14 protein-coding genes are annotated in these 12,257 nt (G+C 71.4%); 7 read left to right on the forward strand and 7 right to left on the reverse strand.

Annotation, left to right across the window (positions count from 1 at the left end; translation table 11 throughout):
• Positions 1-28: 28 nt before the first annotated feature.
• Positions 29-511, forward strand: a complete 483-nt coding sequence (locus BMZ18_RS11705; RefSeq protein ID WP_068363353.1) for a methylated-DNA--[protein]-cysteine S-methyltransferase — start codon at positions 29-31, stop codon at positions 509-511.
• Here the strand turns inward: BMZ18_RS11705 and BMZ18_RS11710 are convergent.
• Complete coding sequence (locus BMZ18_RS11710) at positions 438-1,118, reverse strand: lysoplasmalogenase family protein (RefSeq protein WP_068363350.1); 681 nt, start codon at positions 1,116-1,118, stop codon at positions 438-440. The two genes, BMZ18_RS11705 and BMZ18_RS11710, sit on opposite strands and share 74 nt — an antisense overlap.
• A gap of 44 nt (positions 1,119-1,162) precedes the next feature.
• Between BMZ18_RS11710 and BMZ18_RS11715 the strand changes: the two genes are divergently transcribed.
• Positions 1,163-2,437 carry an MFS transporter gene (locus BMZ18_RS11715; protein WP_082895033.1) on the forward strand — a complete coding sequence of 425 codons (1,275 nt, stop codon included), beginning with the start codon at positions 1,163-1,165 and terminating at the stop codon, positions 2,435-2,437.
• A 59-nt stretch (positions 2,438-2,496) separates the two neighbouring features.
• Here the strand turns inward: BMZ18_RS11715 and BMZ18_RS11720 are convergent, their stop codons facing one another.
• The gene (locus BMZ18_RS11720) at positions 2,497-3,045 is read right to left on the reverse strand and encodes a dihydrofolate reductase family protein (RefSeq protein ID WP_068363344.1); all 549 of its coding nucleotides are present in this window, start codon (positions 3,043-3,045) and stop codon (positions 2,497-2,499) included.
• 207 nt (positions 3,046-3,252) lie between these two features.
• On the opposite strand from BMZ18_RS11720, the gene BMZ18_RS19155 reads away from it, so the two are divergent.
• The 3 genes from BMZ18_RS19155 (at position 3,253) to thiD (ending at position 6,157) form a co-directional block, all read left to right on the forward strand.
• Positions 3,253-4,731 carry a hypothetical protein gene (locus BMZ18_RS19155; protein WP_068363339.1) on the forward strand — a complete coding sequence of 493 codons (1,479 nt, stop codon included), beginning with the start codon at positions 3,253-3,255 and terminating at the stop codon, positions 4,729-4,731.
• 84 nt (positions 4,732-4,815) lie between these two features.
• The gene (locus BMZ18_RS11730) at positions 4,816-5,319 is read left to right on the forward strand and encodes a class F sortase (protein ID WP_244516507.1); all 504 of its coding nucleotides are present in this window, start codon (positions 4,816-4,818) and stop codon (positions 5,317-5,319) included.
• A gap of 46 nt (positions 5,320-5,365) precedes the next feature.
• On the forward strand, positions 5,366-6,157 hold the full coding sequence (gene thiD, locus BMZ18_RS11735; protein ID WP_068103547.1) for a bifunctional hydroxymethylpyrimidine kinase/phosphomethylpyrimidine kinase: 792 nt from the start codon (positions 5,366-5,368) through the stop codon (positions 6,155-6,157).
• 574 nt (positions 6,158-6,731) lie between these two features.
• On the opposite strand, the gene BMZ18_RS19725 is transcribed toward thiD, so the two are convergent.
• Positions 6,732-7,151, reverse strand: a complete 420-nt coding sequence (locus BMZ18_RS19725) for a hypothetical protein (protein WP_170851486.1) — start codon at positions 7,149-7,151, stop codon at positions 6,732-6,734.
• A 135-nt stretch (positions 7,152-7,286) separates the two neighbouring features.
• Between BMZ18_RS19725 and BMZ18_RS11745 the strand changes: the two genes are divergently transcribed.
• Positions 7,287-7,973: a response regulator transcription factor gene (locus BMZ18_RS11745; protein WP_068103551.1), complete on the forward strand. Its 687-nt coding sequence runs from the start codon at positions 7,287-7,289 to the stop codon at positions 7,971-7,973.
• Complete coding sequence (locus BMZ18_RS11750; protein WP_068363987.1) at positions 7,970-9,415, forward strand: sensor histidine kinase; 1,446 nt, start codon at positions 7,970-7,972, stop codon at positions 9,413-9,415. Before BMZ18_RS11745 ends, BMZ18_RS11750 begins: the two co-directional genes overlap by 4 nt.
• Here the strand turns inward: BMZ18_RS11750 and pyrE are convergent.
• From pyrE to BMZ18_RS11770, 4 genes are all read right to left on the reverse strand, one after another.
• Positions 9,412-9,945: an orotate phosphoribosyltransferase gene (pyrE, locus tag BMZ18_RS11755; protein WP_068103557.1), complete on the reverse strand. Its 534-nt coding sequence runs from the start codon at positions 9,943-9,945 to the stop codon at positions 9,412-9,414. The genes BMZ18_RS11750 and pyrE overlap by 4 nt on opposite strands.
• Positions 9,946-9,964: 19 nt before the next feature.
• A complete protein-coding gene (locus tag BMZ18_RS11760; RefSeq protein WP_169817730.1) occupies positions 9,965-10,561 on the reverse strand; it encodes a hypothetical protein in 597 nt (198 codons plus the stop codon).
• A 73-nt stretch (positions 10,562-10,634) separates the two neighbouring features.
• Entirely contained in the window at positions 10,635-11,429 is a 795-nt protein-coding gene (locus BMZ18_RS11765; RefSeq protein WP_068103560.1) for an SDR family NAD(P)-dependent oxidoreductase, read from the reverse strand.
• 27 nt (positions 11,430-11,456) lie between these two features.
• Positions 11,457-12,101 carry a TtfA family protein gene (locus BMZ18_RS11770; RefSeq protein ID WP_068103562.1) on the reverse strand — a complete coding sequence of 215 codons (645 nt, stop codon included), beginning with the start codon at positions 12,099-12,101 and terminating at the stop codon, positions 11,457-11,459.
• Positions 12,102-12,257 lie beyond the last annotated feature (156 nt).

Here is a 12,257-nt window from a genome sequence, read left to right on the forward strand (position 1 = left end):
AGCACCGGTCATCACCGGGAGGGGACGAGTGCCGGTCCACACCATCGTCGAGTCTCCGATCGGTCCGCTCACCGCCGTCCGTGACGGCGCCGCGATCACCGGGCTCTACTTCCCCGCGCATGCTCCCGCCCCGGCGCCCGCCCGGCTGGGCGAGCGTGACGACGCCGGGTTCGACGACCTCCGCGACCAGCTCGCCGAGTACTTCGCCGGAACGCGCCACGCGTTCGATCTCGAGCTCGCGCCGTCGGGAACCGACTTCCAGGTCGACGTCTGGGGCGCGCTGCGCACCATCCCCTACGGGACGACGTGGACCTACACCGAGGTGGCGACGGCCGTCGGTCGGCCGGGGTCGGTCCGCGCCGTCGCCGCGGCCAACGGTCGCAATCCGCTGTCGATCGTGGTGCCGTGCCACCGGGTGATCGGGGCGTCGGGCTCCCTCACCGGCTTCGCCGGCGGTCTCGAGCGGAAGCGGTTCCTCCTCGACCTCGAGAGCGGCGACCGGTTGTTCTGAGGGGCTCCGACAGGCCCCGCACCAGCCGCCATTGCGCCGCCGCGTAGGTGACGAGCACCGCGGCTTCCAGGGCGTCGGCGTACCGGGGCGAGCCGGCCCGGCGGGCGAGCACCAGGGCGTCGGAGATCAGGAACAGGGTCGAGCCCACGGCCGCGTCGCGAGAGCCGTCGGCCCCCAGCGTGGCCGTCGTCGCCACCAGCCCGCCGTACGTGGCGGTGACGGGCAGCATTCCGGGAGCCCGTCGTCGGGCGATCGCGACACCGCCGGCCCACCCGGCCGCACGGGTCGCCGCGACGACCGGCCGAACCCGAGAACCGGTGCGCCACAACCTTCTCGACCACGTCGACTGCATCACGGCGAAACAGGCGGCGCCGAGACGGACCCGACGGTCGTCGTCGGGCTCGATCATCGCGACGTCGCCCAGCGTGGCCGCGGCGAGCCCGAGCGCGAGAGTCGGATCGCCGGTCGCCCGTGTCCGGAAGGCGAGGATCGGCATCATCGCCGGCTTGGCGACGTACTGCAGTCCAGGTCGGTGCGTGACGGCGCCGACCACGGTCGCGGCGGTCGCGGCGACGTACGCGAGGGCGTTGCGGTCCCGATCCGACATGGCGTCACCGTACGCGGAGGAATATCATTAGCATCGGTAACGTTATGCCGTCTCGTCCCGTCGATCGAGGAGAGGAAGCCGTCGTGCACGGATCGGTGAACCAGGAGCAACAGGGCAGCCTGCTGCAGCAGCCGCGGGCGGTCTGGGCCGTCGCCTTCGCGAGCGTCATCGCCTTCATGGGCATCGGGCTCGTGGATCCGATCCTCAAGCCCATCGGCGAACAGCTCGACGCCACGCCCAGCCAGGTGTCACTGCTCTTCACCTCGTACATGCTGGTCACGGGCATCGCCATGCTCATCACGGGCGTCGTGTCCTCGCGCTTCGGGCCCAAGCGGACGCTCATCGCGGGGCTCGCGATCATCATCGTGTTCGCCGCCCTCGCGGGATCGTCGTCCACCATCGGGCAGATCGTCGGCTACCGCGCCGGCTGGGGCCTGGGCAACGCCCTGTTCATCGCGACCGCCCTCGCCGCCATCGTCGGCGCCGCGAGCGGCGGAGTCGCCCGCGCCATCATCCTCTACGAGGCCGCCCTCGGCATCGGCATCGCCACCGGTCCGCTGGTCGGCGGACTGCTCGGCAGCATCTCCTGGCGCGGACCGTTCTTCGGCGTCGCGGTTCTCATGGCCGTCGCGGTGATCCTGCTCGTCGTCATGCTGCCCGATACGCCCGCACCCGCCCACCGCACCTCGCTGGCCGATCCGTTCCGTGCCCTGCGGCACCGCGGTCTGCTCACCGTCGGCATCACCGCGCTGCTCTACAACTACGGCTTCTTCACCCTGCTCGCCTACACGCCGTTCCCGTTGGACCTCGGCACCTACGCGGTCGGGTTCATCTTCTTCGGGTGGGGTCTCGCCCTCGCGGTGGCGTCGGTGTTCCTCGCCCCGCGTCTGCAGCGCCGCTTCGGCACTTTGCCGATGATGATGGTCGCCCTCGCCCTCTTCGCCGCCGACCTCGCCGTCATGGCAGCGTTCACGGAGTCGAAGCCCGTCCTGATCGTGTGCGTGGTCCTCGCCGGACTCTTCCTCGGCGTCAACAACACCCTCATCACCGAGACGGTCATGGTGTCGGCGCCCGTCGAGCGGTCCACTGCCTCCGCGGCCTACAGCTTCGTCCGCTTCGTCGGCGGCGCCGCTGCCCCGTACCTGGCCGGCAAGCTCGGGGAAAGCCATGCGTCCCTGCCGTTCTGGATCGGCGCGGCCTGCACCGTCGCCGCCATCGCGGTCCTCTCCACCGGCCGCCGCGTCCTCGCGCACGTGGACGAGCACGAGCCCGCCCCGCACAGCATCGACGAGGCGCGTGCGGTGACAGTGGGCGACTGAGGGTGTTGCGCGCGATCGTGGAACCTCGGCATCGAATTCCGGTGCCGAGGTTCCACGGTTCACGCGACGAGGCGGTAGCGGTGAAGAGCCGCGCCGCTGGGGAACTGCCGGAGTTCGAGCGGCTCGAGCCGCTGCGGCGGGGTGCCGTCGAACAGCCGGGCACCCGATCCGCGGGCGTAGGGCTGCACGAACAAGCGCACCTCGTCGACCAATTCCGTCGCCAAGAGAGCACGGCACAGCGAGATGCTGCCGGTGCAGACGATGTCCGATCCGGGACCGTTCTTGATCTCCCGCAGGTCCTCGCGCCAGGTGGGTCCCAGCACGGTGGAATTGCCCCAGCCCGGGTCCGTGAGCGTCGAGCTGACGACGAACTTCTGCACCGCATTCAGATGCGCGGTGACGCCCGTCGTGTCGTCGGTCTTCGGGCCCCAGTAGTCGCGCATGCCCTCGAAGGTGATGCGACCCACCAGGAACCCGTCGGACGCGTCACGCTGGGCGGCCAGAGCCGCGTCGGTCTCCGGATCGGAGCCGGCTCTGCCGAACCAGTCGTCCGTGGCCTCGACGACACCGTCGACCGTGATGTTCTGGGTGATCACGACAGTGCGCACCGGAACAGTCTGTCCGATCTTCGCAGCTACTGGGTCCGATCGGGGTTCTCAGCGTCACTACAGTCACAATGGCCTCACCGTTCCCTTTGGTAACCATTCGGTGACGATGTAATCCTCGGGTAAAGGTTTACCCCGACCGACAGGTACGTTTCCTCGTGGTCGGGGGACCACGCACACACCGTGCCCGTAGAACCGAGGACCCACTTCATGTCGCAGTCGACACTCCGCTCACGGCGTCGCCGTCTCGCCGCTGCCGGCGCACTCGCCGTGTCCATCGCCCTCGCCGCGCCCAGTGTCGCTGTGGCAGAGCAGCCTTCGGGGTCGGAGACCACCTCGCCGTCCGTCACCCCCGCCCCGGAGAGCACCGCGAGCGAGACACCCGCACCGGCCGCCGAGACGCCGGCGGAGACCACCACGCCGACCACCACCGAGGCCGCTCCGACCCCGCCGGTCACGGGCGCCGTCGTCGTCGACGAGGACGGCAACACCACCATCACCATCGACATCCGCCCGCAGCTCACCGACGAGCAGAAGGCCGCCCTCGACAACGCGGGCAAGGCCACCAAGGCCGCCGCCGAGGCGCTGGCCAAGGCGCGCGCCGCGTTCGAGGAGGCCGTCGCCGCCCTGCGTGACGCCGCCGATCCGGCCGCCGAGGCCAAGGCAGAGGACGCCAAGGCCGAGGTCGAGAAAGCGGAGACCGAGGAGGCGAAGTCGATCGCGGAGCAGGAAGCGATCGTCGCCGAAGGCCTTGCCGCACAGGCCGAAGAAGACAAGAAGGCGGCCGACGAGAAGGCCGCCGCCGCGCAGGAGGAGGCCGACAAGGCCGCCGCCGACGCCGAGGCCGCCGCGAAGGACGCGGACGAGAAGGAGTCCGACGTCGAGGCCGGCACCGGTGACCCCACCGCCGCCGAGGCGGCCCGCGCCGACGCCGACGCCAAGGCCGCTGCGGCCGAGGAGGCCCGAACGAAGGCCGACGAGGCCGTGAAGGAGGTGCAGGACGCCGCCGCAGCCGTGGGCGACGCCCTCGCCACCCTCGACGCCGCCAAGATCACCGAAGCACTGCAGTCGGCACGCGCCAAGGTCGCGGCAGTCGTCTCCGCCGCCGTGAAGGCCGCCTCCGCGCAGGTCGCCGCCACCGTCGCCGAGGAGCGCGCGAAGGCCCTCGAGGCCACCGCGAGCGCGGAGGAGAAGGCCGCCGCCGAGAAGGACGCCGCCGAGAAGGACGCCGCCGACGCCAAGGCCGCCGCCGACGAGGCACAGAAGGAAGCCGACGACGCCAAGGCCGAGCAGGATGAGGCCGTCGAGAACGGGGAGAAGGAGGAGACCGACGTCGAGATCGGCGAGGAGACCACCGAGGACGTGCCGGTCACCGTCGTCGACGAGAACACCGTCTCCGTCGACGCCACCGGCACCCAGCTGATCGGCGTCTTCACCGAGTCCGACACCGGCCGCACCTTCCGTGCGGTCGACTACTTCACCACCGACGCCGACGGCAATCCTGCTGTGGCAGGACAGCTTCCGGCGGTCAGCCTCGCGCTGGGCGACGGCTCGTCGACGACGACGGCGGCCGGCTCGTCCGACTCCGACTCGTCGGTGGTCCCGGCCGTCGTCGCCGGTGTCGTGGTGGTCGGCGCCGCCGCGGCCGGTGGCACGCTGCTGGTGCGTCGTCGTCGCTCGGCGCAGTAGATGATCCGACCGGCCGGCGCGACACTCGCGGCACTCGCGTTCGTCGGGCTGGTCGGTTGCGGAACTTCCGAGTCGACCGGTCCGGTGGCCCCACCGGACCGGTCGCCGGTCGCGTCGCAGCTGACGGCGGCACCACCGTCGGAGCCCGCTCCCCCGACGTATCTGGAACTGCGGGGGGCCGACGGCGCCACGTACCTGAGCACGTCGCTGCACCCGGACCCGGTCGTTCGCGACGCCGACGCGGTCCTGAACCCCGTCGACGAGCGGCCGGCGTGGTGGGGCGAGAGTGGTCTGCCCGGCTCGGCGGAGACCGTTGTGGTTGCGGGACACAACTATTCGCAGAGCGCGGCGCCGTTCCGCGCACTGCGGGTGGTGCAGGCCGGGGACCTCGCTCTCCTGGCCACCCCGGCGGGGACCCACACCTACCGAGTCGAGTCGGTGGGACCCGTCGCCAAGGGAGCGCTGTTGTCCGACAACGCCCTTCGCGCCCAGGTGCCCGGCCGGCTGGTGTTGGCCAACTGCGACGTGCGGGACGGGCGCCCCACCGACGACAACTACCTGGTGGTGGCACAGGCCGTCGTCGACTGAGGGGGCATACTGGAGTGTCCGCGTCAGCCTCGACCAGGAGTTCCCCATGCCGACACTCGCCTACGTCATCGCCGGATCCGAAGCCACCGGCGGCGCCGGCCTGCAGGCGGACCTGAAGACCTTCGAGCGGCTCGGGGTCTACGGCGTCGGCACGATCACCTGCATCGTCTCGTTCGACCCGAAGGCCGACTGGGGCCACCGCTTCGTGCCCGTCGACGGCGGCGTCATCGCCGACCAGATCGAGGCCGCCACCTCCGCGCACGCACTCGACGTCGTGAAGATCGGCATGCTCGGCACACCGAACACCGTTGCCGTCGTGGCGGACTCGCTGGGCACACAGTCGTGGCGGCACGTCGTGGTGGACCCGGTGCTGATCTGCAAGGGCCAGGAGCCCGGCGCCGCCCTCGACACCGACAACGCTCTGCGTGCCGACATCCTCCCCCGCGCCACCGTGGTCACCCCCAACCTCTTCGAGGCGCAGACCCTGTCCGGCATGGACAGCATCACCACCGTCGACGACCTCGCCGAGGCAGCCCGGCGCATCGCGGACCTCGGGCCGCAGTACGTCGTCGTCAAGGGTGGGGCCGGCCTGCCCGGCGACGAGGCCGTCGACGTGCTCTGGGACGGCACCGACGTGCACGTCTTCCGCGCACCCAAGGTCGGTGAGGAGCGGGTCTCCGGCGCCGGCTGCATCTTCGCCGCCGCCATCACGGCCGAGCTGGCCAAGGGGTCGTCGGTGTACGACGCCGTCCGGGTGGCCAAGGACTTCGCTCACGCCGGGATCGTCGGCCGGGTCACCACCGCAGCCCCCTTCACCGCCGTCGGGTGGCAGGGGTAGTCGTTCCGATCTGGCGGCAGCCCGATCCGCGCGTGTTTCAGCAATACGCGTGAGTTGTAGCTAGGGCGGATCGCTGGAAGTTGCGCGGATCAGTGGCAGTCGGCCGTCCGGCCCGATCCGCGCAGTTTCAGTCGGGCGTAGGCGCAGCAGCCCGACCCCGACCCGATCCGCGCGCGTTCCAGCCGAGAACACCGCGGCGGAGTCTGATCCGCGCGGGTTCCAGCGATCCGCGTGAGCTGTAGCGAGGGCGGATCCCTGGAAGTCGCGCGGATCAGTGGCAGTCGGCCGTCCGGCCCGATCCGCGCCGGTTTCAGTCGGGCGTAGGCGCAGCAGCCCGACCCCGACCCGATCCGCGCGCGTTCCAGCCGAGAACACCGCGGCGGAGTCTGATCCGCGCGGGTTCCAGCGATCCGCGTGAGCTGTAGCTCCGGCGGATGCCTGAAAGTCGCGCGGATTGTCGGCACTCTCGACGCCGCCGGGTCCGGACACCTCGTGGGCAGCGCGCCGCGATCCGCTGCCCGTCCAGTCATCCGCCCGTGTTGCAACCGGCGCGGATGACTGGAGGGAGCGCGGATCAGGCCGACGGGGTGGGAGCACCCTCGGACGGTGCGGGCGGGGTGGGAGCACCCTCCGGCGGTGCCGGCGGGGTGGGAGCACCCTCCGGCGGGGTCGGTGCACCTTCAGTCGGTGCCGGCGCACCCTCCGGCGGCGCGGGCGGAGCACCCTTGCCCGGTCCACCCGGCCCACCCGGTCCACCCGGCCCGCACTGACCCGGCCCGGGCGGGGCGGGCGGCGCGGGGTGCTCGCCCGACTGAGGCGCGGGCTGATCCGTACCCGGCGCCTGGTCGGAGCTCGGGGCCTGTTCGGTCGTGGTGGGGGCGGGCGGCGTCTGGCCGGGTCCGTCGGCGAGCGCAGTACCGGTCACACCGAGGGCGAGGCCGCCGGCGAGGGCGGCGCCCACGACGACACGGCGGGAACGCAGTGACAACTTCACGAGCTACTCCTTCTCGGTCGGGCACCCGGTCGGGCGCCGCTGTCGAGAACCGACGATCGGCGGCGAACCTGAAGTGGCCCTGAATTCGGTGCCGTCTTCAGCGAGCCTTCAGGAGCGCACCCGCACACTGGTGAGGTGACGGAACCACGCCCCGCTCCCCGCATCCTGGTCGTGGAGGACAACGACGCCCTCCGCCTGTCCGTGGCGACGGCCCTGGAGAGCACGGGGGCACGGGTCCGCGCGGCGGCGGACGGTGCAGACCTGGAGCGGCATCTCACCGAGTTCACCCCGCATCTGCTGGTGCTCGACGTGATGTTGCCGGGCCGCAACGGTGTCGAGTTGTTGCGCGCAGCGCGCTCGCGCCGAGACGTGGCGGTGATCCTGTTGACCGCACGGGACACGGTGGACGACAGGGTCGCGGGTCTGACGGCCGGCGCGGACGACTACGTGGTCAAGCCCTTCGCGATGGCGGAACTCCTTGCGCGCGTGACCTCGGTTCTGCGCCGCTACGACGCGGTGGCCACGACGATCGAGTGCGGGGATCTGGTGGTGGACACCGAGTCCGGTGACGCGACGCGGGCGGGACACACCCTGGATCTGACGGCGACGGAGTGGAAGCTGTTGTCGTACCTGGTCTCTCAGCGAGGGCGCACGGTCAGCAAGACCCAGATCCTCACGCAGGTATGGGGTTACGACGCGTACGACGAGAACCTGGTCGAGGTCCACGTCAGCGCCCTGCGTCGGAAGCTCGAGGAGCACGGCGATCGCATCCTGCACACGCGCCGCGGCATCGGCTACGTCCTCACCGCGAGCCCGACATGACCGGCCTGCGCACCCCGTCGCTACGCCGCCGCCTCGTCCTGTCCGTGATGGCGGTGGTGCTGGCCCTGCTCGTCGGAATCGCCGTGGCCGCAACGCTGTTGCTGCGTCACCAGCTCGAGGCGTCGGCGGGCGACAGTCTGGCCGGACGCGCGCAGACCGCGCAGCGTCTGCTGGACAACGGAGCCGACGCGGCGGAAATCGTCTCGGCCACCCAGGGCGAGAACGTCGCGGCCCAGCTGGTCACCACCGACGGCCGGGTCGTCGGTGACCTCACGCTCCGAGCGACGACGCCACCGCCCGCCCTGCGCCCACCGAACGGCGGCCCGCCCGGACCACCACCACCGGGTGACGACGTGCCGCGGACGGTTGCCACGCGCGTGTCGACGACGACGCTGTCGGACGGATCGGTCCTCACCGTCGCGGTGGACGCGTCGGGTATCGCCGCGGTGCAGCGGCAGCTCCTGCTGGTCCTGATCCCGCTGGTCACCATCGCGGCGTTGGTGGCGGCCGCTCTCCTCACCGTCGTCGTGGGCGCGTCGTTGAAACCGTTGCGCGGCATGACCTCTCTCGCCCGATCGATCACACGCGGCCGCCGCGGCGAGCGGCTCTCCCCCACCAGAACGGACACCGAACTGGGCGAGACCGCGTTGGCGTTCGACGAGATGCTCGACGAGCTCGAGGGGGCGGAGGCGCGAGAGCGTGCCGAAGCGGAGCGCACCCGACGATTCGTCGACGACGCGGCGCACGACCTCCGCACGCCGGTGGCAGGGATGTCGGCTGCGGCGGAGACCCTCCTCCGCGCGTCCGACGCGGAACGGGAGACACGAGAACGGCTGCTGACAGCGATGATTCGCGAATCCCGTCGGGCGTCGGCGTTGATCGACGATCTGCTGACGGTCGCCCGGTCGGCGGACGAGGTGACCCTGGACCGTCGCCCGCACGACGTGCTGGAGATCGCACGTGCGGACGCCGAGCGGGTCCGGATCGGCCGACCGGGAACGACGGTGGTCGTCGCCGGGCAGCCCACGACGGCGATGATCGACGCCCCCCGCGTCGCGCGAATCCTGGCCAACCTCACGGACAACGCCGTCCGGTACGGGCCGCCCGGCGGGGCGGTGACCGTCACCGTCGACCGCGACGGACCCGACGCCCGCATCCGCGTGCACGACGACGGGCCCCCGCTCGACGACGCGGACCGCGAACGCATCTTCGATCGCCTGGTGCGCCTCGAGACTGCCCGGTCGACAGCGGGATCGGGGCTCGGGCTGACCATTGCCCGCCGGTTCGCGCGCGCCCACGGCGGCGATGTGCGCTACGACGGGTCGGCGTTCGTCGTCACCCTCCCGATCGACGGCCGACCGAACGACGGCCGAGCGAACGACGGCCGAGCGAGCGACGACCGACCGACCGGCCCACGACCGGGCGGCGAACGACCCGCTTAAAGCCCCAGATCCCCGAGCCCGAGCAGCGACCGGTATTCGAGGCCTTCCGCTGCGATGACGGCGTCGGCACCGGTGTCGCGGTCCACCACCGTGGCCACGCCGACCACCTCGGCACCGGCGTCGCGCAGCGCACGCACGGCGGTCAACGGCGAGTTGCCGGTGGTGGTGGTGTCCTCGACCACCAGCACCCGCGTGCCGACGACGTTCGGCCCCTCGATCTGCCGCTGCATGCCGTGTGCCTTGGCCGCCTTGCGGACCACGAAGGCGTCGATCGGACGCCCGGGGGCGTGCATGACGGCGAGCGCGACCGGATCGGCACCCATGGTGAGTCCGCCGACCGACGCGAAGTCCCAGTCGGACACCAACTCTCGCATGAGCACGCCGATGAGGGCCCCCGCGCGATGGTGCAACGTCGCGCGGCGCAGGTCGACGTAGTAGTCGGCCTTCTTGCCGGAGGACAGGGTCACCTCGCCGTGGACCACGGCGAGCTCACGGACCAGTCGGGCCAGTTCGGCGCGTTCGTTGCTCACGACCGGTCAATCTACTCACTCACGCCGCGAGCGCCGGGGCGGGCACGTCCGGTACCTCGAGGACGCGGACGGGGGCCGTGGCCGTCTCGACGAACAGGTCGGGGGCGCCGATGCCGAGCGTCCGCACCACCGGCCCGGTCAGCGGTGAGCGCACCAGACCGGACAGGGCCGCCGCGTGCGCGTTGTAGACGCGGACCGCCCCGGCGATCCGCCGCTCGAGCGCGTCGAGTTCGGATGCGGCCGAGGTGAAATCCCACCGGACGCGGCCCGATTCCCGACCCGCGCAGACCAGGTGGTGCACGGCCGCCGACAGGGCGTTCTCTGCAGCGGCACGGGTGCCGAGGTCGACGCGGCGCTCGCGCACGATCGCCGACCAGGACCGCGCGCCCACCGCCTGGTTGATCGCCTCGCGGTCGAGTTCGGCGCCGACGGCGGCGCGGGCGAGCTCGGGGACCAGCAGTCGGCGGTGGTCGAGCGCCACCTCGAGCAGATGGAGCCCGGCCACCACCGTGTCCACCGTGCGACGCGCACGACGCACCACGGAGACCAGCCACGCCAGCGTCACGACCAGCGTCGCCGCCACCACCGTCAACACCACAGGAGCCACAGAAGTCACACGACGAACATAAACCGGCCAAACCCCAACCGTCGACCTGAGGTCGAGAGTCAGTGAGATGTACCCGGGACGCCTACGTCCGTCCCCGCGCGCTCCCCACGCTCGAGGCGCTCCGACGTGCGAGCGACCGCGGGATCAGCCGCGACGCCGTCGTGAGTGCCTTGTACTGCAGCCCGGGCACGCTGAGCACCCGGCCCTTGTCGAGGTCGGCGAGCGAGGCGTCGACGACCTGGTCCACCGACAGGTACATGAACGAGGGGATCGACGACATCTCGATGCCCGCCCGCTGGTGGAACTCCGTCCGGACGAAGCCGGGGCACAGCGCCTGAATGCGCACACCGGTTCCGGCGAGGCCCCCGGACAGCCCCTCGGTGAGAGAGACGACGTACGCCTTGGAGGCCGAGTAGGTCGAGCCGCGCCCCGAGAGCAGGCCGGCCACGCTGGCCACGTTGACGATGGTTCCCGACGCCGCCTTCACCATCGACGGCAGCGCGGCGCGGGTCAGCTGCACGACGGCGGTGACGTTGACGTCGAGCTGCGACTGCAACAGTGCGGGGTCGGCGCTCCAGAACTCGCCCGACGTCCCGAAGCCCGCATTGTTGACAAGGAAGTCCACCCCGGCGGCGGCGCGCTCGACGGTCGCGTCCCGGCCGTCGGCGGTGGCGAGGTCGGCCACCAGCACCTCGGAGTCGGCGCCGTGCCGGTCCTTCAACTCCGCGGCGAGGGCCTGCAACCGGTCCTCGTCGCGGGCGACGAGCACCAGATCGTGGCCCCGAGAGGCGAGGCGGCGGGCGAACCCGTCACCGATGCCCGACGTGGGGCCGGTGACGAGCGCGACGGGCTTTCCGGACCGAGAGGGACGCGTCATGAGCTCGACCCTAATCGGTGAGGTTGCTCACTCGTCGGCCGCGGAACGGCTTTCGGAGATCGCACGACGGGGTGGGAGGACGTGAAGGAGTCCCGACAACCGGGTGACGGTGTCGATCGCCGCGTCCCAGTCGCGTCCGGAGCTCTGCAGCGGAAGGGTCCCGAGGGTCCATTCGCCCTCGCTCCAGAGCAGCTGCACCGCGCTCGGGACCGACTCGGTGAACGCCGCCATCCGGCGGTCGCACACCCGACGCGCGACGTCCAGATCCGTCGCGAAGACGATGCGGGGGCCGAGCGCGCCGAGCAACGCGAGATCGGCGTCCTTGGGCGGCGGATCGGTGCGCGAGCGCAGATCGAGGTCGACGTCGGAGCCCACCTCGCGGCGCACCGCGACCACCGTGACCGTGTCCTCGAGGTCGAACAACAGGAACTTCTCGCCCCGGCGCACGCCCTCGACGACGTCGACGGCGGTGAGGAATTCCTGGTTCGCGAGGGCCGCGCGGGAGAACTGCCCGGGCAGTGCGCGGTCGGACGGGGTGTAGCGGTAGCCCTGCGCCTTGGCCCACATCTGACGCACCCGGCCGAGCTGCCCGCGGCGGGCGTGGTCGATGTACAGCAGCGCGATCGCACCCGCGAGCGCGATCAGAGCGAGGCCGAACCACACAGCTGTCATCGCCCGCAGTCTAACGCCCGGGCGACACTCCCCCGTCCCGCCGGGCGGCGCTGGCGCGGGCCTTCTCTACCCGTCGGTATACCCGCCGGTAACGCATTTTCCGAGGTCAGTGACCGATCATGACCTCCCGGCGGCGTCGTTGGTTGTACTCGCCAG

Source organism: Rhodococcoides kroppenstedtii, assembly GCF_900111805.1.
Classification (GTDB): domain Bacteria; phylum Actinomycetota; class Actinomycetes; order Mycobacteriales; family Mycobacteriaceae; genus Rhodococcoides; species Rhodococcoides kroppenstedtii.

Coding starts and splice junctions, on each gene's coding strand:
- BMZ18_RS11750 (WP_068363987.1), top strand. CDS start 7,970: ATGACCGGCCTGCGCACCCCGTCGCTACGCCGCCGCCTCGTCCTGTCC.
- BMZ18_RS11765 (WP_068103560.1), bottom strand. CDS start 11,429: ATGACGCGTCCCTCTCGGTCCGGAAAGCCCGTCGCGCTCGTCACCGGC.
- BMZ18_RS19155 (WP_068363339.1), top strand. CDS start 3,253: ATGTCGCAGTCGACACTCCGCTCACGGCGTCGCCGTCTCGCCGCTGCC.
- BMZ18_RS11715 (WP_082895033.1), top strand. CDS start 1,163: ATGCCGTCTCGTCCCGTCGATCGAGGAGAGGAAGCCGTCGTGCACGGA.
- BMZ18_RS11770 (WP_068103562.1), bottom strand. CDS start 12,101: ATGACAGCTGTGTGGTTCGGCCTCGCTCTGATCGCGCTCGCGGGTGCG.
- thiD (WP_068103547.1), top strand. CDS start 5,366: ATGCCGACACTCGCCTACGTCATCGCCGGATCCGAAGCCACCGGCGGC.
- BMZ18_RS11710 (WP_068363350.1), bottom strand. CDS start 1,118: ATGTCGGATCGGGACCGCAACGCCCTCGCGTACGTCGCCGCGACCGCC.